General features: G+C 65.2%; 19 protein-coding genes and 1 pseudogene. 7 read left to right on the forward strand and 13 right to left on the reverse strand.

Going from position 1 to position 21,430, the window contains the following annotated elements; all coding sequences use genetic code 11:
* Positions 1-190: 190 nt before the first annotated feature.
* The 6 genes from LDO11_RS08915 to LDO11_RS08940 all read right to left on the reverse strand — a co-directional run bounded on the left by LDO11_RS08915 (position 191) and on the right by LDO11_RS08940 (position 10,180).
* On the reverse strand, positions 191-2,686 hold the full coding sequence (locus LDO11_RS08915; protein ID WP_232141234.1) for a heavy metal translocating P-type ATPase: 2,496 nt from the start codon (positions 2,684-2,686) through the stop codon (positions 191-193).
* A gap of 93 nt (positions 2,687-2,779) precedes the next feature.
* Positions 2,780-3,364 carry a cation efflux transmembrane domain-containing protein gene (locus LDO11_RS08920; protein WP_191122637.1) on the reverse strand — a complete coding sequence of 195 codons (585 nt, stop codon included), beginning with the start codon at positions 3,362-3,364 and terminating at the stop codon, positions 2,780-2,782.
* Positions 3,361-6,612: an efflux RND transporter permease subunit gene (locus LDO11_RS08925; RefSeq protein ID WP_232141235.1), complete on the reverse strand. Its 3,252-nt coding sequence runs from the start codon at positions 6,610-6,612 to the stop codon at positions 3,361-3,363. The genes LDO11_RS08920 and LDO11_RS08925 overlap by 4 nt, the downstream gene beginning before the upstream one ends.
* 9 nt (positions 6,613-6,621) lie before the next feature.
* Complete coding sequence (locus tag LDO11_RS08930; RefSeq protein WP_232141236.1) at positions 6,622-7,803, reverse strand: efflux RND transporter periplasmic adaptor subunit; 1,182 nt, start codon at positions 7,801-7,803, stop codon at positions 6,622-6,624.
* On the reverse strand, positions 7,800-9,059 hold the full coding sequence (locus LDO11_RS08935; RefSeq protein WP_232141237.1) for a TolC family protein: 1,260 nt from the start codon (positions 9,057-9,059) through the stop codon (positions 7,800-7,802). The genes LDO11_RS08930 and LDO11_RS08935 overlap by 4 nt, the downstream gene beginning before the upstream one ends.
* A gap of 458 nt (positions 9,060-9,517) precedes the next feature.
* A complete protein-coding gene (locus tag LDO11_RS08940) occupies positions 9,518-10,180 on the reverse strand; it encodes a cation efflux transmembrane domain-containing protein (RefSeq protein WP_232141238.1) in 663 nt (220 codons plus the stop codon).
* A gap of 259 nt (positions 10,181-10,439) precedes the next feature.
* On the opposite strand from LDO11_RS08940, the gene LDO11_RS08945 reads away from it, so the two are divergent.
* From LDO11_RS08945 to LDO11_RS08955, 3 genes and pseudogenes are all read left to right on the forward strand, one after another.
* Complete coding sequence (locus LDO11_RS08945; RefSeq protein WP_144817111.1) at positions 10,440-10,871, forward strand: MerR family transcriptional regulator; 432 nt, start codon at positions 10,440-10,442, stop codon at positions 10,869-10,871.
* Positions 10,868-11,818 (forward strand): annotated as a pseudogene (locus LDO11_RS08950) (site-specific integrase); the annotation flags it as partial. The gene LDO11_RS08945 and the pseudogene LDO11_RS08950, both read left to right, overlap by 4 nt.
* Before the next feature lie 18 nt (positions 11,819-11,836).
* Positions 11,837-14,797 (forward strand): Tn3 family transposase, encoded by a 2,961-nt coding sequence (locus LDO11_RS08955; protein WP_232141239.1) that lies wholly within the window; start codon positions 11,837-11,839, stop codon positions 14,795-14,797.
* Between the two features lie 6 nt (positions 14,798-14,803).
* On the opposite strand, the gene LDO11_RS08960 is transcribed toward LDO11_RS08955, so the two are convergent.
* The 3 genes from LDO11_RS08960 to LDO11_RS08970 are packed head-to-tail and all read right to left on the reverse strand — an operon-like array spanning position 14,804 to position 15,773.
* Positions 14,804-15,109: a GDCCVxC domain-containing (seleno)protein gene (locus LDO11_RS08960; protein ID WP_425480060.1), complete on the reverse strand. Its 306-nt coding sequence runs from the start codon at positions 15,107-15,109 to the stop codon at positions 14,804-14,806.
* A complete protein-coding gene (locus tag LDO11_RS08965; protein ID WP_096209249.1) occupies positions 15,018-15,311 on the reverse strand; it encodes a heavy-metal-associated domain-containing protein in 294 nt (97 codons plus the stop codon). Before LDO11_RS08965 ends, LDO11_RS08960 begins: the two co-directional genes overlap by 92 nt.
* Before the next feature lie 9 nt (positions 15,312-15,320).
* Positions 15,321-15,773, reverse strand: a complete 453-nt coding sequence (locus LDO11_RS08970; protein WP_338419429.1) for a mercuric transporter MerT family protein — start codon at positions 15,771-15,773, stop codon at positions 15,321-15,323.
* On the opposite strand from LDO11_RS08970, the gene LDO11_RS08975 reads away from it, so the two are divergent.
* On the forward strand, positions 15,720-16,142 hold the full coding sequence (locus tag LDO11_RS08975) for a MerR family transcriptional regulator (protein WP_133322067.1): 423 nt from the start codon (positions 15,720-15,722) through the stop codon (positions 16,140-16,142). The genes LDO11_RS08970 and LDO11_RS08975 overlap by 54 nt on opposite strands.
* Before the next feature lie 320 nt (positions 16,143-16,462).
* Here the strand turns inward: LDO11_RS08975 and LDO11_RS08980 are convergent, their stop codons facing one another.
* Entirely contained in the window at positions 16,463-16,750 is a 288-nt protein-coding gene (locus tag LDO11_RS08980; protein WP_232141240.1) for a hypothetical protein, read from the reverse strand.
* A gap of 223 nt (positions 16,751-16,973) precedes the next feature.
* Here LDO11_RS08980 and LDO11_RS08985 point away from each other — a divergent pair, with 223 nt between their 5' ends.
* The 3 genes from LDO11_RS08985 (at position 16,974) to LDO11_RS08995 (ending at position 19,762) form a co-directional block, all read left to right on the forward strand.
* The gene (locus tag LDO11_RS08985) at positions 16,974-18,089 is read left to right on the forward strand and encodes a DNA-binding protein (protein ID WP_232141241.1); all 1,116 of its coding nucleotides are present in this window, start codon (positions 16,974-16,976) and stop codon (positions 18,087-18,089) included.
* Positions 18,090-18,111: 22 nt separating this feature from the next.
* Positions 18,112-18,789 (forward strand): hypothetical protein, encoded by a 678-nt coding sequence (locus tag LDO11_RS08990; protein ID WP_232141242.1) that lies wholly within the window; start codon positions 18,112-18,114, stop codon positions 18,787-18,789.
* A 259-nt stretch (positions 18,790-19,048) separates the two neighbouring features.
* Entirely contained in the window at positions 19,049-19,762 is a 714-nt protein-coding gene (locus tag LDO11_RS08995; RefSeq protein ID WP_232141243.1) for a hypothetical protein, read from the forward strand.
* Positions 19,763-20,047: 285 nt separating this feature from the next.
* Here LDO11_RS08995 and LDO11_RS09000 read toward each other — a convergent pair whose 3' ends face one another.
* The 3 genes from LDO11_RS09000 to LDO11_RS09010 all read right to left on the reverse strand — a co-directional run bounded on the left by LDO11_RS09000 (position 20,048) and on the right by LDO11_RS09010 (position 21,388).
* Positions 20,048-20,227 carry a DUF3606 domain-containing protein gene (locus tag LDO11_RS09000; RefSeq protein WP_232141244.1) on the reverse strand — a complete coding sequence of 60 codons (180 nt, stop codon included), beginning with the start codon at positions 20,225-20,227 and terminating at the stop codon, positions 20,048-20,050.
* Between the two features lie 401 nt (positions 20,228-20,628).
* Entirely contained in the window at positions 20,629-21,159 is a 531-nt protein-coding gene (locus LDO11_RS09005) for a hypothetical protein (protein ID WP_232141245.1), read from the reverse strand.
* On the reverse strand, positions 21,149-21,388 hold the full coding sequence (locus tag LDO11_RS09010; RefSeq protein ID WP_232141246.1) for a hypothetical protein: 240 nt from the start codon (positions 21,386-21,388) through the stop codon (positions 21,149-21,151). Before LDO11_RS09010 ends, LDO11_RS09005 begins: the two co-directional genes overlap by 11 nt.
* Between the last annotated feature and the right edge of the window lie 42 nt (positions 21,389-21,430).

Below are 21,430 nucleotides of genomic sequence, written 5' to 3' on the forward strand. Positions count from 1 at the left end.
TTTATCCCGTGTCAGCCGCCTGAGGCCTGCACCAGGGGGGGCATTCAGTACGAAACTGGAATGTGCCGCCGCGTGCTAGCGCTCGGTAAGCGCTGCATTTTCCGTTTGTCAGAATCATGGCCGGCAGCGTGCTGACGAGAAGCAAAAGCGGTCAAGGGCGCGCAGGCTCTCTTCATGAGCCCTGCCGCGTCTAGCCAACGTGGGTTCGGTACGCCAACAGCCGCAGCGCATTGAAAACCACGAGCAAGGTGGATCCTTCGTGAATAGCGACTGCTGGTCCGATCCCCAAGCCCAAAATCGTTGCGGGCACGAGGAAGGCGACAATGCTCAGGCTGACGAACACGTTCTGACGGATCACCTTGCGCGTGTGACGGCTCAAGTCCACCGCAAATGGCAGGTGGCGGAGGTCATCGGCCATCAGCGCGACATCCGCAGTCTCCAGGGCGACATCGGAACCAGCGGCGCCCATCGCAATGCCGACCGTGGCGCTGGCCATCGCAGGCGCGTCGTTGACGCCGTCACCCACCATCGCGACCTTGTCCTGCGCGCGCAGCTTGCGGATGGCTTCCACCTTGTCCCCGGGCATCAGGTCGCCCCAGGCTTCATCAAGGCCAACTTCCGATGCAATCGCTTCCGCGACCCGTTGATGGTCGCCGGAGATCATGATCATGCGGGTGATTCCGAGTTCGCGTAGTTCCTTCAGCGCCTCCGACGCACCGTCGCGTGCAGTGTCGAGGAGGCCAATGGCGCCCAGATCGCGCTCCCCCTGCCTGACGACCATTGAGGTGCGTCCGGCGCTACGCAGTTGCGCGATGGCGGCCGCCGCGGACTCGCCCAGCGGTGCGACGCCGTCGGCGCCGAACATCTCGGCCTTGCCGATCCAGACCGTCTCGTTGTCGAAGGTGGCAGTGACGCCGCGTCCGATCAGATTCTCGAGCCCGCTGGCGGCCGGGATCTCGCGCCGACCCAGCCGCTCGCGGCCATCCCGGGCGATTGCTGCGGCCAGCGGATGGTCGCTGAGCGATTCGACTGCGGTCGCAACGATAAGCAGTTCCTCTTCCGTTACTCCGCCAACGGGGATCACATCGGTGATACGTGGACGCCCTTCGGTCAGGGTGCCCGTCTTGTCGAAGGCCATCGCGCTCAGCGAACCGAGTTCCTCCAAAGGCGCGCCGCCCTTGATCAGCACGCCGCCGCGGGCCGCGCGGGCAATGCCTGACAGCACCGCGCTGGGCGTGGCGATGGCCAGCGCGCAGGGACTGGCGGCCACCAGCACCGCCATCGCGCGGTAGAAGCTGTCCCGGAAGGGTTCGTCGACGACCACCCACGCGAACAACAGCAGGAAGGCCAACACAAGCACCGCAGGTACGAAGATGCGCTCGAACCGGTCGGTGAAGCGCTGGGTCGGCGACTTCCGCGTTTCGGCCTCGCTGACCATCTGGACCACTCGCGCCAAGGCCGAATCGGTGGACTTGCGCGTGACCTCGACCTCGATTGCGCCGCTGCCATTGATGGTCCCGGCGAACACCCGTGAGGCGGCATCGACGCTATCCGGCCGTGTGCGCGCGGTCGAGGGGTCGTCCACGGGCCGCTTGTCAACCGGGATGCTTTCGCCGGTCACCGGTGCCTGGTTCACGCTGGAGGTACCGAGTACGAGAAAGCCGTCGGCGGACAGGCGTTCGTTCGGCTTGATCAGGACGACATCGCCGACAACCAGTTCTTCAACTGCGATCTCCTGTATCCGGCCGTCGCGTCGTACGGTCGCGGTGGCCGGGGCGAGCTCAGACAAGGCCTCGATGGCGCGCTTCGCCCGGCCCATCGCATAGTGTTCGAGGGCGTGGCCCAAGCTGAACAGGAACAGTAACAACGCGCCTTCGGCCCACGACCCGATCGCCGCGGCACCGGCTGCGGCCACCAGCATCAACGTGTCGATCTCGAAGCGCTTCAGGCGCAGGTTGTCGATCGCCTCACGGAGCGTATAGAAGCCGCCGAAGAAGTATGCCGCCACGTAACAGACTAACGGCAGCCAGGCAGGCGCGCCGGCAAAGGACTTGTCCATCAGGAAGCCAGCGAGGAGCAAGCTGCCGCATACCAGCGAGAAGATCATCTCCGTGTTCGGCCCCAGCAGCCCCGCATGTGCGTGCGACTCCCCACCGGTGCCATGCAAATGGTCGTCGCCCTCACGGTGGACGTGGCGCGCCTCATCTTCTCCATGTGCATGTTGATCGTCATTCAGAGTCTTTACCGGGACAACCTGCATGCTGGCTAGCACGTTCAGGATGCGCGATTCGGACACCTCACGGCGGTCGAACTCGACATGGACGATGCCCGCCGCGCTGGCCTCGGCTTCGAGTACGCCCCCAAGCGACCTGAGCTGCTCGGCGACGGTGCGCGCACGACGCTGGTGGCCAATGCCCTTCACTTCCCACAGAGCATGACCGTAGCGTTCGCTGATCGCCGCGCCGGCACGCTCGACCATCTCGCGGATGCGGGCGAGTGGCACGACGTCCGGGTCATGGTGGACGCACAACTGCGTCGGCGTGCCGTCCGATCCCGCGCGCAAGTGCACCTGCACAATGCCATCGCGGCTTTCCAGGTCGTGAATCAGCCGCCTGACGCAGGCGTCGGACTCGTCCGGCACCTGCGGTAGCAGGATCTGCAGGTCGATGCGGAGCTTTCCGGTCATTGTTGTTCTCCCACGATTCGAGCGCTGGTGTCGCGCCTGCGCAAGCGTCTTGTGCATAGACCCGTCGGCAGGCCACGGCGGCATGGCCGAACTCTATCCATCGGATCGCTTGTTCTCGCGGACGCTCTGCAGGATCTCGATGCCGCCTTTGAACGCGACAGCAGCAATCAAGGCACCTGCCACCAGGTCCGGCCAGGACGACCCGAGCCAGAGCACCAGTACCCCGGCCACGACCACGCCGCCATTCGAAATGAAGTCGTTGAAGCTAAAGGTCTCGGCCGCCTTCATGTTCACGTCGTCGGAACGGAGGCGGCGCAGCAGCACCAGGCACCACAGATTGATGGCTCCGGCGACGAGCGCCAGTCCGATCATGACGGGGCCGAGCGGCTCGGCCCCATACATCCATCGCCGGACCACGTCCGCCAGCACCATACCCGCGAAGATCAACAGAAGGACCCCCGACACGTTCGCCGCTCCCCGCTTCCAGGTGGGGCGGCGCTCGAGGGCAAGGTAGCTCAGCAGATAGACGGCCGCATCCGAACCGTTGTCGAGGGCATTGGCGAGCAGCGCGCTGGAATCGGCCACCCAGCCTGCCACCCCCAGTCCTGCGAACAGCGCGAGGTTCCATAACAAGACCTGCCGCAGAACACTCCTTTGCCGGGCCAGATTCGGGGTCATGTCGCGTGCCGCTTCGGACGATGCGCGATGGCCCGCGCCGCGAAGGTGGGCAGCACCACCAGCGTCAGCACTGTCGCCGTGATCAACCCGCCGATGACGACGGTGGCCAGCGGCTTCTGCACTTCGGCGCCGGCACCGACCGCGATCGCCATTGGAATGAAGCCGACGATGGCCACCAGCGCCGTCGTGAGCACGGCGCGCAGACGGTTGGCGGCGCCGGTGGTCGCCGCTTCCAATGGCGCATCTCCAGCCTCGAGCCGCTCGCGGATGGCCTGCATCAGGACCAGACCGTTGAGCGTGGCAACACCGGAGACCGCGATGAAGCCCACCGCCGCCGTCACCGAGAACGGCATGCCGCGCACCAGCAGTGCCAGTACGCCTCCGACCAGTGCCAGGGGCACGCAGAGGAACACCAGCGCTGCCTCGCGGATCGACCCGAGTGCCATGTAGAGCAAGCTGCCAATCATCAGGAACACAATAGGGATCACCAGAGCCAAACGTGCTTCGGCACGCTGCAGGTTCTCGAACTGGCCACCCCAGTCCAAGTAGACGCCACTAGGCAAGGAAACGTCTGCAACGGCGGCCTGGGCTTCCTGGACGAAGCCGCCCAGATCCCGGCCACGCACGTTGGCCTGGACCACGATGCGGCGGCTGCCGTTGTTGCGACTGATCTGGTTGGGACCTTCGCTGACAGCGATGCGCGCGACCGAGGACAGCGGCACCACGGTGCCGTCGGGCGCGACCACCGGCAAGGCTGCGAGCTGCGCCGGATCGTTGCGTGCGTCCTCTTCAAGCCGTACAACCACGTCGAAGCGGCGATCGCCCTCGAAGATCTGGCCGGCCGCGGTGCCACCAACGCCGGTCGCCAGCGCCTCGCTGACGTCAGCCGCGCTCAGGCCGTACTGCGCCGCCGCCGCATGATCGACCCGCACGGTCAGCGTAGGCAAGCCAGAAACCTGTTCCACGCGAACGTCGGCCGCGCCGTCGATGCCGCGCAGATGGACCGAGATACGTTCTGCGACCGGCTGAAGGACGTCGAAGTCGTCGCCGTACACCATCACAGCAAGGTCGGTGCGCACGCCGGAAATCAGCTCGTTGAAGCGAAGTTCGATGGGTTGGCTGAACTCGAACGCATTGCCAATCTGTTTGTCGACAATGGACTCAAGTCGGCCGATCAGCGCTTCCTTGTCCACCGACCTGTCCGGCCACTCGGCTTTCGGCTTGAGCACGATCACGCTATCGGAGATGTTGACCGGCATCGGATCGATCGCGGCCTCCGCGGTGCCTGTCCGCGTGAAAATCGTCTCGACCTCCGGCTCGCCGGTGATGGCTTTCTCCAGCGAAAGTTGCATCGCCAGCGACTGCTCCAGCGAGGCGGAAGGCACCCGCAAGGCCTGCATCGCCAAGTTGCCCTCGTCGAGGGTCGGCATGAATTCCCGGCCCAACGAAGCGAATGCGGCGAAGCCGATGGCGAGCATGGCGACCGCCCCGATCAGCACGCGGCGCGGCCGCATCACCGCAGCGCGGATGACCGGTTCGGCCTTGCCGCGCACGAAACGGATGATTCGGGTCTCGTGTTCGCCGTCGTGCTTGCCTTCGTGGCTGTTGTCCTTTTCACGCGGCGGCGCTGCTGGCGCGGGCCGGGGCTTGGGATCACGCACGAACAGCGCGGCCATCGCCGGCACGAAGGTGAAAGAGAGGATGAACGCGCCGACCAGGGCCAGCATGAAGGTCGCGGCCATGGGCTGGAACGTTTTGCCCTCCACGCCCTCCAGCGTGAGGATCGGCGCGAACACCAGGAGGATGATGAGCTGACCAAACGCCGCCGGTCGCACCATCTTGCGTGCTGCCCGGATCGCCACGCCCACTCGCTCGCCTGCGGAAAGTGCGCGTCCCAGTTCGGCCCGTTTCTGGCCGAGCATGAGCAGGGTGGCCTCGATCACGATCACCGCACCGTCGACGAGGATGCCGAAGTCGAGTGCACCCAGGCTCATCAGATTGCCGCTGATCCCGAAGCGGTTCATCCCGATCACCGCGAACAGGAACGACAGCGGGATCACCAGTGCGGTGATCGCCGCCGCCCGTATGTTGCCCAGCAGCAAAAACAGCACCACGATGACGAGCAGTGCCCCTTCGGTCAGGTTCTTGGCTACCGTCCTGACCGTGGAATTGACCAGCACGCTCCGGTCGAGCACCGGCTCGGCGACGATGCCCGGGGGCAGTGAGCGGTTGACTTCGGTCAGGCGCTCCGCGGCCGCGAGTGCCACCGTGCGGCTGTTGCCGCCGGCGATCATCAACGCCGTCCCGAGCACCGCTTCGTGGCCGTCCCGCGTCGCGGCACCCAGCCGTGGCGCCTGTCCGATGCCGACGCTGGCCACGTCCGCGACGCGGATCACAAGGCCGTCGCGATTGGCGACCGGCGCCTGTGCCAGATCACCGACGGTCTGCGCCAGCGCATCTGCCCGAACGATCAGGCCTTCGCCAGCGCGCTGGACGATGCCCGCACCGGCCTGGACGTTGGCGCGTTCCAGCGCCTGAACCAGCTCGCCCAAGCCGATGCCGTAGGCCGCCAGCCGCTCGGCATTCGGGCGGACGGCGTATTCCTTGACGTAGCCGCCGATCGTATCGACACCGGCAAGGCCGGCGGTGGAGCGCATCTGCGGTGCGATGATCCAGTCCTGCACCGTGCGCAGGTAGGTTGCGCGCTCCTGTGCCGTCGCAAGCCGGTTGCCTTCCGGAGTCAGGTAGACCTCTTCGGCCTGCCAGCCAGGCTCGTTCGGCTTACTGACGTTCGCCGGGTCGAACGGCACGTAGTCCACCGTCCACATCAACACCTCGCCGAGGCCGGTGGTGACCGGCGACATCATCGGCGTCACGCCCTCGGGAAGATCCTCCTGCACCTCGCGCATGCGCTCGGCCACCTGCTGGCGCGCGAAGTAGATGTCGGTCTGGTCGGTGAAGATCGCCGTGACCTGCGAGAACCCGTTGCGCGAGAGCGAGCGCGTACTGGTCAGTCCGGGGATGCCCGCCAGCGCGGTTTCAAGCGGATAGGTGATCTGGCGTTCGATCTGGCCCGGGGCGAGCGCGGGCGCAATGGTGTTGATCTGCACCTGCCGGTTGGTGATGTCCGGAACCGCATCGACGGGCAGCCTGCCGAGCTGGAACAAGCCGTAGACAGCGATGACCGCCGCGGCGAAGACCACGGCCCATCGGAAGCGGACCGCTGTTTCGATAATGATCTTGAACATGTCGGGTCCTCAGTGGCCGTGTTCGGCCTCGCCCTTGGCGAGTTCGGCTTTCAGCAGGAACGCGTTGCTGCCAGCGACGCGCTCGTCGCCCGACAGCCCGTTGAGGATCTCGACGCGGTCGCCTGCGCGGCGGCCTGCGAGCACAGGGGTTACGCGGAAGCCTTTTTCATCGGTCACGAACACAACCGAGCGACCTTCCACCGTCTGCACGGCATCGACCGGCACGGTCAGCGTGTCGTCCTGGCCTGCCGCCACCACGACACCGGACACCGGTGAACCCGCTGGCGGCAGCGTCCCGGATTCAGGGCGTGCACGGATAATCGCCATGCCGCCCTGTTCGCGTACGTCGGCGGCCACGCCGATCACGACGGCGCTGAAGCTCTCCGTGGCCCCGGTAACTTCGATGCGCGCATCAGGCGCGATCTGCGCGGCGAGCGCGGGCGGCGCGGAAAAGACCAGTTCGGTCTGCGCAGGATCGGACACGTTCGCCACGAGGTCACCCGCGGCGACGAAGCCGCCTGGCGTCACCTGCACCGCGCCGACGATGCCGGCCACGGGAGTGGTGATGGTCACGCGGCCGCCTGCATCCGGTGAGCCGGCCGCGGCGACTTGGGCCGCGGCAGCCCGCGCAGCCGCATCGGCTGCCAGCGAGCGCGCGCGCGAGGCTTCGAGTTCCTGCCGTGCGACCACGCCCTGGGTGACCAAGGACTGGTCGCGCTGATACACCAACCGGGCCGCCTGGGCCTCCGCGCGTGCGGCATCGGCGCCTGCCCGCATGGTCGCCGCTTCGCCGCTGACGATCACGGCGAGCGGCTGGCCGGCGCGCACGGGGGTGCCAGGCGCCACGACGACGCGCTCAACGCGGCCGCCAACGGAGGCTGCAACGGCAGCCCGGGCGCCAACGGCGGACTCGACGCGACCGCTCAGGCGTGTCTCGCCGCCACCGCCGCGGCCCAAAGCCACGACCTGGATGCCCGACGCTTCGATCTGCGGTTGCGTGAGGACCACCAAGCCTTCTTCGCCCTCGGCCTCTTCATCGCCATGTTCGTCTTGGCCGCCACCGTCGACATGACCCGCAGGGCTGGGGCCAGCGTCCTGCCCGCCGGTGAGCTTCGCAATGCCGTAGCCTGCGAGGACGGCGAACAGGAGCGCCGCGGCGAACATCATCAGTCGCCTGGTATCGGTTCTCATCGGGAATCTCCAAACGGGGCGCGGCCTTCCAGGCGCGCCAGGTCGATTTCGGCACGGACGCGCGCGATCCGCGCGTCCACGGCGGCGTTGCGCGAGGCGATCAGCGCCGCACGTGTGCTGCGAAGTTCCAGCTGCGAGATACGGCCGGCCTCGAAGCCGATGCGGGACAGGCGATAGGCCTCTTCGGCGGCTGCGACGCCGTTGTCGGCGGCGCGCGTGCGGCTGCCGGACGCGGCAAGCGCCGCCACGGCGGCAAACCGGCCTGCTCGCGCTTCCTGCTGCTGCGCGATCAGTCGGGCTTCGGCGGCTCGCTCCTCAGCGTAGGCAGCGCGGATACCGCCCCGGTTGCGATCGAACAGCGGGACGGTCAGTTCGATGCCGACCGTGAACGCCTCATCGTCGGTGTCACGATATCGGCGCATGCCAAGAGAGGCGTTGACATCCGGGCGGGCGCGGCGCCTTTCGACCGTCACCAGCCGACCGGCGGTGACGAGTTCAGCCTGGGCGACCTGGACCGCCAACGGATCGGCGTCGCCTGCTTGCGGCGTCCCCGGCGCGCGATCAAGCAGGCTCGCGCCGATGGCCTGGACCGGCCGGTCGAGCAGGGCTATCGCCGACAGCCGCGCAAAGGCGGCGTCCCGAAGGGCGCTGGCCTCATCAACCGCAGCCCTGGCGGACGCGACCTCACTCTGCGCCTGGATGTCCCGCAGGGTGGCTTCACGCCCTTGTTCGACCATGGCGGCGACCCCGCGCGCATCCTGCTCGGTCAGGGAAAGGGCCTCGGCCGCGAGCTCGTGTCGCCGTGCCGCGGCTTCGGCCTCCGCGTAGACCAGCGCCACCTGAGCTGCGACCTGCCAGCGGACTTGTTCGCGTCGCAGGCCCGCAGCATCGGCGTCAGAGCGCGCCGCCTGGACCCGGGCGCTGCGCTGGCCGAACAGTTCGAGAGGTTGGTTGATCGACAGGGTCGTTTCGGCGTTGCCGATGCCGTTGTACGGACCGGTGCCGTAAACGTGCTCCATGTCGTACGCGATGGAGGGGTTGGGCAAGGCGCGCGCCTGGTCGGCGCGGGCGACGGCCGCGTCGTATCGGGCAACGGCCTCGAGCGATGACGGCAGTGCGTCGAGTCGAGCGATCAGATCTTCGTAGGTCGGGGCGGTATCGACGACCGGTTCGACCGCCAACGAGGGCGAGGCGAACAGCAAGGCAGTCACCAGCAACCCGACCGCCAGGAGCGGTCGGACAAGTTGCGTGAGCATGGGAACTCCAGAAGCAAAAGTTGACGTGGGAGCCCGTCATGACGGGCACGGCACGTCAGCTCTGCGGAGGTCTCATCGGTCCTTCGGACAGCGCAGATGCACGACCTGGGTCATGCTGTGCGTGCTGAACGACGTGCGCGGCGGGGTAAACAACGGCGGCACTGCCGAAGAAATTGGCTGTCGAATGATGGCAATGGTTGTGGACACAACCACCATGCGCGCTGTCCGGAGCGTCGCCCTCACCAGCCTCATCCTGGGGCGCTGGTCCAGCGTGATCGCTCGTTGCGTGAGTGTCGACTTCGAACGAGCAAACGAAAGCATCGGCCACAGGCACGATCACCATCACTGCGACAAGCAGCGCGGCGATAAAACCTCTCAGTCGGAGAAGGGGACGGTACATCTTTCGCAAAATATCAGGCTCGCGTATCCGGATACAATTACAACGCCGGTCGAAGACCTCAACCGACTGCAGGCCCGCCACTCTCTTCCTGGCACGACACGCATCTGGTGCCACGGAGTTCCTGCCGCGCACCGCGCATCACTCGGACGGCGGATCGCAGAAACAGCAGCAGCAAGGCGGAGGCGATTACCAGGTCCGGCCAGCCCGCCCCGAACACCCACACCGCAAAAGCCGCCAACAAGACCGCGCAGCCCTCATAGATATCGTTCCGGGAGCACTCCCAGGCGGAGGACAGGTTGATGTCGCCGTTTCGATGCGGGGTCAGCAGCCAGAGGCAGAATGCGTTGGCGGACAGGTTCAGCACCCCCGCCAGTCCCATCGCCTCGAATACAGGCACGCCGGGGTTCTTGAGCCGCCACGCGATCTGGGCCGCGACCGCAACTGCTGCGCCCAGGATCAGCAGCCCTTTGAGGAAGGCAACTTTGGCTTTGGTCTGCAGGGACGAGCCAACGACGGCCAGGCTGACCGCGTACGTGAGGGCATCGCCAAGGTTGTCCAGCCCACCTGACAGCAGTGAGGAAGAACGGCTGAACCAAGCCGCGCCCATCATCATGACGAAGGTGGCGAGATTGATGGCCAGCACGATTTTCAAGGTGCGTCGCTGTGAGGCTTGCATCGACGCCACATCCACGATATTTCCACAGTCGCCGCAATCAGACATCACCAACTCCGTTAGCCAATATCAAGACTTCAATCGCGATCAGCTCGATCGCATACACCGGTTGCGTCCACTAGCAGATCCAGTCCATTGGCGGCCAGGCCACAGGGTTAGGCAATCCTCCAGCCAATGAAGGCCATCGCGGCATTCGGCACCAGTGCAATCCACAGCGCGCCCTTTTCCCGGGATTCCCTGGTCTGGTGGCAGTGAGGGTCGACTCAGGGTAAAGTCCGTAGCCGCTACAGACTCAAGCGGGGTGCCCATGAAGATCAGCGAAGCCGCCGCCGCCAGCGGCTGCCACCTGGAAACCATCCGGTACTACGAGCGCGTGGGACTCATCCCATCGCCGAACAGGACCGGGAGCGGCTATCGCGCCTACACCCTGGCAGACGTGGAGCGGTTGCGGTTCGTCAGCCGCGGGCGCGAACTGGGTTTCAGCCTGGAGGAGATCCGCAGCCTGCTGCGCTTGAACGACGATCCGAAGCTGTCGTGCAGCGACGTCGATGCGCTGGCGCGCGTGCACTTGGCCGACATCCATCAGCGGATCGAGGCGCTGACCCGCATGGCGGGCGAACTGGAGCGAGTGATTGCCCAGTGCGCTGGCGGCGAGCGCGGAACATGCACCATCCTGGGGGCACTGCGGCACACGGGCCACGATGTGACTTCGTGCGCCGATCCGGGGTGCCGCCCATGACCTTGGAACGGTACCTAAAGGCCGCCGAACGCGAGAACACGCAGCGCAGCTACGCCTCGGCGCTGCGGCACTTCGAGGTCGAATGGGGCGGCCACCTGCCAGCCACGCCGGACAGCGTGGCCCGTTATCTGGCCGATCACGCCGCGCTGTTGGCGAACAACACGCTCCGACAGCGGCTAGCTGCGCTGGCGTCCTGGCATCGCGAGCACGGGTTCGTCGATCCCACCCGCGCGCCATTGGTGCGCAAAGTGCTCAAGGGCATCCAGACGGTGCACCCCTCGGTGGAGAAGCAGGCCGAGCCTTTACAACTGACCCGACTGACGCAGGTCGACGACTGGCTCCGCACTGCGATCTCGGTCGCCCGCGAACGCGGCGATCGCGCGGACGAACTGCGCCATCGCCGCGACCGATCCCTGATCCTGCTCGGCTTCTGGCGCGGCTTCCGCGGCGATGAACTGATCCGCGTGCAAGTCGAGTACTTGCACCTGGTCCCTGGCGAAGGGATGACCTGTTTCCTGTCGCGCAGCAAAGGCGACCGTCAGGCCTTGGGCACCACCTACAAGGTGCCGGCGCTATCGCGATTGTGCCCGGTGACTGCGATCGTGGATTGGACGACCACGGCCGCCCTGACGGAGGGGCGGCTGTTCCGCGGCATCGACCGCTGGGGGCGTGTGAGCGAGACGCCGCTGCACCCGAATAGCCTGATCCCGCTGCTGCGCCGCCTGCTGACCGCCGCCGGGCTTCCGGATGCGGAGGAGTACAGCAGCCACTCCCTGCGTCGCGGGTTCGCCGGTTGGGCCAACGCGAACGGCTGGGACGTGAAAGCATTGATGGAATACGTCGGCTGGCGCGACGTGCACTCGGCGATGCGCTACCTCGACGGCAGCGACCCATTTGCGCGCCATCGTATCGAGGCGAGCCTGCCGCCGCCTGCGTTACCTGCACCTTGACCAAATGAGGCTTCAATGGCGTCGATCGAACGGACCGCGTATCCCCAGTTCAAACGCAATCCCGTCGTCCGCGAATTGGTCGTCGCCTACACGCCCACCGACGCCGAACTGACCTTCATTGCCGACAATGCCCGGCAACCCGGCCATCGATTGATCTTGGCAATCTTGCTGAAATCTTTCCAGCGACTGGGCTATTTCCCCGCAATCGATGAAGTGCCCGCAGGGGTCATCCGGCACCTCCGCAATGCGCTGCGGTTCCGGGTCCAGATCAAGCCCGCCGACATCGCGCCGAACAAGCGCTACCGCTATTTCCAGCGGATCCGGGCCTATCTGCAGGTCCGGGCCTATGCCGACGGCGGCCTCGACGTGGCGGCCCGTGCCATCCATGAAGCCGCCGCCGTCATGGACAATCCGGCCGACCTGATCAATGTGGCGATCGAACAGCTCGTACGCGACCGGATCGAGTTGCCCGCGTTCTCCGCCCTGGATCGCCTGGCCCGCCGAGTTCGCACCCTGGTCAATGGCCGTTACTTCGCCCTCATCGACAAGCGGCTGACGGCGGACGAGAAGCAACGGCTGGACGATCTGCTGGTCGTCACCGACGCTCGCATCAAGAGCCCGCTGCAGGCCATCAAGCGGCTGCCGAAACGATCTTCTCTGCAGCACTTCCAGGAACTGCTCGACCACATCGCGGCGTTGGACGAGTTGGTCGGCAGCGAACGGCACCTGGCGGACGTGCCGGAACTCAAGCGCAAGCACTTCGCCGCCGAAGCCCGGGTACTGGACGCTGCCGAGTTGCGCGATTTCGGCCCGGCCAAACGACACGCGCTGCTGCTGTGCCTGATCCATCGCGCCCGGGTGCAGACCCGCGACGACCTAGCTGAGATGTTCATCAAACGCATGGGCAATCTCCACAACCGCGGCAAGGAGGAACTGGAGCGGCTGCGTGCGCGCTACCGCGAGAAGACCGAGGCCATCGTCGCCACGATGTCGGATGTGATCCAGGTGCTCGACCGTCACCCGGGCGACACCGACGCAGGACGGGAGATTCGCCGCCTGGTCAGCACGCGCGGGGGCGTCCAGACCCTGCAGGCTGACTGCGATGCCATCGCCGCCCACAGCGGCGACAACCACCTGCCGCTGCTGTGGCCGTTCTACAAGAGCCACCGCGCCACCATCCTGCGCATGGTGCGCATGCTGGACCTGGAATCCACCACCGAAGACCGTTCGTTGATCGACGCGATCGAGCTGATCCTGTCGCAGGAGCGTGCCCGCGGCGACTGGCTGGACGAACCGGTCGATCTGGCGTTCACGACCCAGCTCTGGCGAAAGACCATCACCCACCGCACCGAGCAGGGCGAGGAACGCATCCACCGCCGCCTGTTCGAGGTGTGCGTGTTCTCCTCACTGGCCAACGAACTGAAATCCGGCGACGTGGCCGTGCGCGGTTCGGAAACCTACGCCGATTACCGCGAGCAGTTGCTGCCCTGGGAGCAGTGCGAGCCGTTGCTGGACGACTACTGTCGCCAAGTGGGTTTACCGGCCTCCGCGGTGGGATTCGTCAATGCCTTGCAGTCCAAGCTGATGCAAGTCGCGGACCTGACGGATCAGGGTTACCTGGAGAACGGCCAGGTGATCATCGGCGACGACGGGTTTCCGGTGCTCAAGCGCCACAAGGCCAAGGACATGAGCAGCGGCGCTCGCGCCCTGGAGACCGCGATCCTCGACCGCCTGCGCGAGCGCAGTGTCATCGAGATCCTCTGTGACGTGGCGCACTGGACCCGCTGGCCGCGGCATTTCGGACCGCTGTCCGGGTCCGACACCAAGATCGACCAGCCCACCGAACGCTACGTGCTGACGGCGTTTACCTATGGTTGCAACCTCGGCCCGGCCCAGGCCGCACGGCATCTGCGAGACGCTGCGTCGGCGCACATGCTGTCGTTCGTCAATCGCCGTCACGTGGATGCGAACAAGCTGGCAGCGGCCTGCCGCGACATCATCAACAGTTACGCCGGCCTGCAGCTTCCCAAATTCTGGGGCGATGGCAAGCGCGCCGCGGCCGACGGCACCAAGTACGACCTGTACGACCAGAACCTGCTGGCGTCGTACCACATCCGTTATGGCGGCTACGGCGGCATTGCCTATCACCATGTGTCCGACACCTACGTGGCGCTCTTCAGTCACTTCATCCCGTGCGGCGTCTGGGAAGCGGTGTACATCATCGACGGGCTGCTGAAGAACACCTCCGACATCCAACCCGACACCGTCCATGCCGATACCCAGGGTCAGTCGCTGCCGGTATTCGGGCTGTCGCACTTGCTGGGCATCCAGCTGATGCCGCGCATCCGCAACTGGCGCGACTACCGGTTCTTCCGTCCGGACGAGGACAGCCGCTACGAGCACATCGATGCGCTGTTCCGGGAAGATGTGGACTGGGACCTGATCGAGACCCACTGGAAGGATCTGATGCAGGTCGTGCTATCGATCAAGTCCGGCAAGATCGCGGCCTCGACGCTGCTGCGCAAGCTGGGCAACTACAGCCGCAAGAACCGCCTGTACCAGGCCTTCCGGGCACTCGGTGCTGCGGTGCGCACGTTGTTCCTGCTGCAATACATTTCCGATCGCGAGCTACGCGAACAGATCACGGCCTCCACCAACAAGGTCGAAGCCTATAATGGGTTTTCGAAGTATTTCTTCTTCGGCGGAGAGGGTGTGATCGCCGATAACGACCCGCTCGAACAGGAGAAGGCGGTCAAGTACAACGACCTGGTCGCCAACGCCGTCATCTTTCATAACGTGGTCGAACAGACCCGCATCATCAAGACGCTGATGCGAGCGGGTTGGAAGATCACCCCGGAGGACGTGGCGGCGCTCAGTCCCTACGTGACCAGCCACGTGAAGCGGTTCGGCGATTACCTGATCGACGTGGACGCGCTTCCGGAACCGTACGAAATCGAGCTGGCCCTGGCGGCGTAGCGTGGGTCAACCGGTACTGCCACAGCAGGGACTATGTTGCTGGATGGGCGGGCACGGTACCGTGCCGTAGGAACAGAACACGCAGCAATCGCCTGTTTTCGGGCGCAGGAGCGTGTGGCAGGCCGAGCACTCGTAAAAGAATTGGCACGCCGTAGTGGGCATGGTTTCGGTCGCCTGGTGCCCGCATGTCGGGCACGTGAGCGTGCTTTGCAACTGCACCTCAGCCACCGTTCGCTTTCGCCTTTGCAGTGGCTGGAAAACCGGCGTCGGTGATGGCCTTCGCGATGGCGGCCGCGTTGGTGCGCTCGGCATCGAATGCCACCGTCACGGTGGCGGCTCGGGTGTCAATACGCTTCGCCGTCACGCCCGGCACTGTATCCAACGCCTTTTCGATCGTGATGCTGCACGCCGGGCAGGTCATGTTCTCCACCTGCAGGACGACCTGCTTAGGGGTAGCCGCCCAAGCCAAGCCCATCCATGCCGTGAATACCAAACTGAGAAGAATCTTGCGCATGTGGGACTCCTACAGGAACCAACCGATGTAGTAGGGAAAGAGCAGCAGCAGAGCGATCAGGCCGGTAGCGATCCATAGCCAGCGCCGGCGGCGTCGCAATCGCGAGGGATCGACGCAGGCGCCGTCGATGCGACAGCGCGAGGCCGGGCCATAGAGCATCCAGAACGCCCAGCCCAGGCACACCAACGTGGCCGCGCTGAACCACGGACGCCACGCGTCCAGGGCAGTGAGATTGGCGATCCAGGCACCGCTGATACCCAACAGGACCAGCACCAGGGGCACGACGCAACACACGGACGCGCCAATGGCCGCGACGGCGGCGCCCAAGAGGGCGGGCAGGGAGGACTGTGGGGGAGGTTGGACCATACCGGCATGATAATCTCCGTACCTAAGTACGGAGTCAAGCTGATGGCCACCCACGTAATGACAATCAGCCGGCTGGCCGCGGCCGCTGGTGTGCATGTCGAAACGGTCCGTTACTACCAGCGGCGAGGCCTGCTGCCGGAGCCTGAGCGCCCAATGGGCAGCGTCCGCCGGTACGGGCCCAACGAAGTCGGCCGACTTCAGTTCATTCGCAGAGCACAGGCGATGGGGTTCAGTCTCGACGAGATAGCGGGGCTGTTGGAGGTCAAAGGCCAACGCGCTTGCGAGCAGACTCGGCGGCTGACCGAACAGAAATTGGCCGAGGTACGGCGGCGTCTGGATGAGCTACGACAATTGGAAGTCGACCTTGAGCATTTGGTGGAGGAGTGTCGCCACGTGGTGACAGGCGCACCGTGCCCGACGCTCGATCTTCTGGCGCAACCGGCCGAGAAGAAAAATATCGGCTAAGTTATTACGACGAAAGAATTATTTGAGTTCTGTGGGGCATTTTTACGCGTATCTCGGCTGAACCCCATGATTGAGCGCCGCAGCGCCGATACGGATCAAGGGAAGCTCTGCTTTGAAGACGCCCGGCTCATTGGCGGCGCTGACCATGCCAGCGGCTTGTAACCGCGGGAGCAGCTCCGCCGCCGTGCGCGGGCACCCTAGCGCTGCGACAAGGTCCGCCGGCTTGAACTGCGGGTGGTCGGGGTCGCACCGGTCCAAGAGCTTTTGCACACCAGTTCTCAGCACCGTGGGCTCGAGACCGAACACCTGTCGGCCCGGTGTCAAGCGCATGCTGAGCCCGGCTTATCCGGGAGCCTGGACCAGACGACGTCGTAAACGAACGCGGCGAAGCGCTGAAGCTCCGTCTCCGTGCGCCCCGACGAGCGGTCGATTGCGGTATTGAGGGGTCCGCCTTCCAGGCGTAGATTCGAACCTGTCAGGCGATCGAACTCTGCAACGAGCGTATCGTCGGCTGTGCAGGCGCGGAGTAGATCGGCGAACGCCGCAGCGTCGGCCGGCGACTGGAACTGCAGCAGCGCTTGATGTTCCTGGGTGGTGTCGATTCCCATCCTGTTTGCTCCTCGGCGGCGACGTGGCCGCACTACGACCCCTTTAGCGGATCCAGCACTGGCTGGACGGACGGAATTCTATCCGTTTTTTCTACGTCCTACAGTATCCATTGTCAGACGTATCTGTATAACGTAATACGTAGCGTTTTACGCTTGCAAAAAAGGCCAAAAGCAGGTACGGTGGCGCCGTCAGCGCGGTCACGCGTTACGGGGAATCGTTCGGATGGGACGCGCCGCGTCTATACAGCAGGAAGAAGTCTGGGCCGTCATCGGCCGCCTGGTGCGCGCCGGGCGCACGCCGACCCATGTCTCGATCCGCCAGCTTCTGTCGAGCGACAAGCAGGACGGCAGCACGCGGGGCAGCCCGGTTGTCATCCAACGCTACCTCGACGAGTGGTGGTCGACGTACAGCGGTAGCATCAGCCAGCTCCTGGATGGCGTGCCCCCCGAACAGGCCATCGCGACCCATCGGATGGCGCAGCAGTTCGAGTCCTTCGCCAACGCGAATATGGAACGGATCCAGTCGGAATCCAAGCGCCAGCAGCAGGTTCTCGACGAACGGCAGGCCAGCCTGGATCACGTCGAGCAGGATCTTGCGCGGCGCGAACGTGATCTCGAGGTTCGCGAGCAGACCCAGCGAGACCACATCACCCACCTGGGGACGCGCCTGACCGAGGCCGAGGAGCGCGTGCACGCGCTCCAGCACCAGCTCCTCGAGGCCGCGCGCACCGGCACCGCGGCCCTGTCGCGTGCCGACGAACTCGAGCGCGAGCTCACTGCCAGCCGCGCGCGTCTGCAGGCGGAACTCCAGGCCGTACGCCAGGAACTCGCCGACCGGGACGGTGCCCTTGCCGCTGCGCACGAGGCCCTCGCCACACTTCGCGACCACACGCAGCAGGAGGCACGGGCCGCTGCCGAGAACCTGGCCAATGTCCAGCGGGCCCGCGGCGAGACCCAGGTGCGGCTCGAGGCGGCGTTGCAGGCCTTCGATGCCTTGCAGCAGGAGCGTGCGGCCGAACAGGCACGGCATCGGGACATTGAAGGCCAGCTTCGCCAGCAGCTTGCAGCGATCCGAGAGGAAGCCACCGCCGCGACAGACCGCCTCGCCGCGACCGAGAAGGCGCGCAACCGCCTGGACATGCAGTTGGAGCTCAACGCCAAGCTGCTCGCACGGGCGCAAGACGCCAAGTCCGAGGTGGAGGGCAAGCTCAAGGAGATGTCGAGCCACCTGGCCACGGCGCACGCCGAGATCGGCAAGCTCGCCGCGGCCGTGCGCGACGCAGCGGCGGCGAGACCGGCTGTCGAGAGTTCCGTTCCCCCTGCCCCTGGCGCTCCCTAACCCGCCACACGAGGTGCACGACGTGTTCGAGATCGACCACAAGCAACGCTGCGACCTCGGCCAGCTGCATGCCTTGGCCGGCGGCGCCCCCGCCCGTGCGCCCGCGGCCTTCCTCGATAGTGACGCCGGCCTGCGGGCCTACAGCGAGCTGGGTGTGGCAGCCGCGCCGCCCGGGACCTGGCACCCCCTGCCGATTGCCCTCGCCTACGCTGGATGGCTGGACCCGGCACTGGCGGCCCGCCTTGCACAGGCCACCAGCCAGCGGATCGCCTCCCTGCTGCCCGAATTCGCCGCGGCGCGGGCTCTGGCTGTCCAGTGCGGACTCGACGGCAACCAGGCCATCCTGTCGGCGGCTCGCGCGGTCCAACGCACCAGCGGCATCGATCCCGTCGCCCTGCTGGGCGTTGTCGGCCTGCGCTCGGACGATGTGCACTTCAGCGCGACCGAACTCGGCCGACATCTAGGACAGACGGCTCGCGAAGTGAACCAGCGCCTTGCCGAGTTGGGGCTACAACAGCGCGTGGGCGCCACTTGGTCGCCGACGCACGAGGGCCGTCAGCACGCCGTGGTCCTCGACGTCGGTAAACAGCACGGTGATGGCGCTCCCGTCACGCAGCTGCGCTGGCGTGTGTCCGTGCTCGGCTTGCTGCGACCGAACGATCTTTTGGCGACCGACAACGAGCGCAAGACAGGAACCTGAAAGAGCTTCACTGGACGAAACCGGGACGGACTAAGGAGAGACCATGGCCCTCATCAGGTGCCCCGAATGCAGTAGGGAAATCAGCGACAAGGCGCCGGCGTGCCCTCACTGCGGCCTACCGGCGGATGCGGAACATGTAGGCCGCGTACCTGCACACGCGTCGAGCGTGGCCCCTGTCGCCACACCTCCGCCCCATCAGCCGTCCAAGCAAGGGCTCACCAAGCAACCCCTCAGATGGCCGGAAATTCTGGTCGCCATCATGGCCGTCATGATCCTCGTCGCCGTCGTGGGCGCAATGATGACGGACAGCACACAAAGCGCTACGGCGCCTGCGACACAAACAGTTACACCTTCTCCCCCAGATCCGGCAGCCGAGCTGGCGAGCCTTGTGCGTGCCATCGATGACGAAGGGGCAAACAGACGCGCCCGGCTAGCGTCGGCCCGCCTTCTTGTCGCCCGCCATCCCACGGCGCCTGACCGCCAACGAGCTGAGGCGCTGATCGCCCAACTGGAGGCCGAGATTGTCGAAGAAAGCCGCGGCGCCCAGTGGAGCTACTTGACCCGCACGGACGACATGAGTGGTCGCCAATCCAAGTCGGCCCGGGTTCGCAGTACAAACAGCTTCCAGTTCGGCTTCCCGTACAACGAGCGCCAGCACGCGACACTGACGCTCCGGCGTCACCCTCGCCACGGGAATGACGTCATCTTCAGCATCGAGCACGGGCAGATCCTCTGCCACAGTTTCGACAGATGCCGTGTGCGAGTGCGCTTTGATGATGGTCCGATGAGGACCCTCACCGGGACGGAGCCAGCCGACAACAGCGCGGATACCGTGTTCATTCCGGGCTATAACGACTTCGTACAGCGCCTTGGGAAGGCGAAGACGGTCCGGATAGAAGTGGACATCTTCCAGGAAGGCGCGCTCGTTGCCGAATTCAATGTGGACGGTTTCAAGCACGACCGTCTCAGATAGCAGGTCTCAGGACAAAGGGTGCGATGTATACGGAACTCGGCGGACATCTCGGAGAGAGTGCGCGCTGCAGGTAACCGCCGCCCGCCCGGACGCCGGGCTGATGGCCGGCGTTCGGCGGGCGTGGCGTGGCATGGCTGGCGCACTCTGGCCGCGCGACGTTCGCATCCGACCGTCGCGGGCCAACGACTGGACCAGGTGAAACGCTACGACGACGGGCCATTAGTCGCGGCGCCGCTTTCCATTCCATCGACTGGCTAGGGCATCGCCGGCACCGGCGGCCCGTTGTCAGCGTCCGGAGAGGTACTCCTCGACGGCTGCTGCGGAGTTGCCGACGGCATCCACCGCTTCCTGCAGCTTCTCCTTGCTTACGCCGAACTTTTCGGACCAGTACCGCACTTCATGGTCTTGTCCCATTGCTACACGCGCACGGTCCTGGGGCCCTCGGTCATCGGTATTGTCTGCCATCGAAAGGTGCTCCGGTTGGTGGTGTGCGGACCGTACAAGGCACCTTGTTAGACAGGCGTGGTCAAGCGTTTGCTGCGAGTCACAGCGATTCGATCGAGGCCGACATGACGGAAGAATTTCCGCCCCTCCTGCACACCGCCGTCTCGGATGCGGCGCTGCGTTTGGGTCGCGCTCTCGACCTGATGGAGTGGCCCAATGGCGAATCCAACGGACCTGCCAACGAGCTCAACGCGCTCAGCAGCCCTTTTTCTCGCTAAAAGTTTTGAAACGGCTCCAACCCCGGACACCCCGGACACAGTGCTGTTTCACAGGGGTTTTTTGTGCAGTCCGGGGTTGTTTTTGCCACTTTGCAACCCCGGACCTCGGACTGCATTTCCCGGCTTTCTGCGTACCGGTTCGCATTAGAGAACCATCCTAGACGCCGCTGCCACCATCTCAACCCGCCGCCTGCACGCAACTTCACCCAGCCGCTTGCGCTTCATCCACGACCACGTCTGGGGCAATCGCTCCCGGTTCTTCTTCGCGTATCGCCATGCCGGCCAAACCCCAGGCAGCTTCAAGTCAATATCAGCGCCGTTCTCCAAGAGACGCAACGCTTTCTCGTCTTCGCCTTCTTGGCAGAGTTCGATCAGCCAAAGGGTGCGCTCGTGAATATCAACACCCACAGGCAGTACGCCGCAGAAGCGGTAGACAATCCAACGGATGAGTGCTTCTTTGGACTCGTTCCTGCTTATTGCGTCCAGCGTTTTCACGTTATCGAGCATGACCAAGTCGGCAACAATGAAATGTCCCACGAGGATTCTCATTGGCTCGTCCCAACCCAAAGATCCAAAGGCCTCCAAGGCTCGAGCTACCAGATCGGCGTTGGAAAGCGCTGGGGGCGGGGTATTCATAACCAAATTCCCTGCTGGCAGCTGCGCTTCATTCTTCATCGCCATCCTCCCCTTGGTCCGCGTACGCCCTGGCTACGTCATCCGCCCTTTCCTTCGTGCCGTGAACAACCCTTACGTCGTGCAGTTCGCACGCATTGCAGTAGGTCGGTCCTGCGCCGTCGTCGCTGGTGAATTCCCAGGCCTGGTCCTGGATGTTCCACATGGCCCAGACCATGATTTCCACGTCCTGGCTGCCGCAGTTTTCGCAGTAGTGAACGGACTTACTCATGGTCCACCTCCAGCACCTGGGCCACACGCACGAGTTCGCCGC

The sequence above is a fragment of the Alterluteimonas muca genome, from assembly GCF_021191595.1.
GTDB classification, from domain to species: domain Bacteria; phylum Pseudomonadota; class Gammaproteobacteria; order Xanthomonadales; family Xanthomonadaceae; genus Luteimonas; species Luteimonas muca.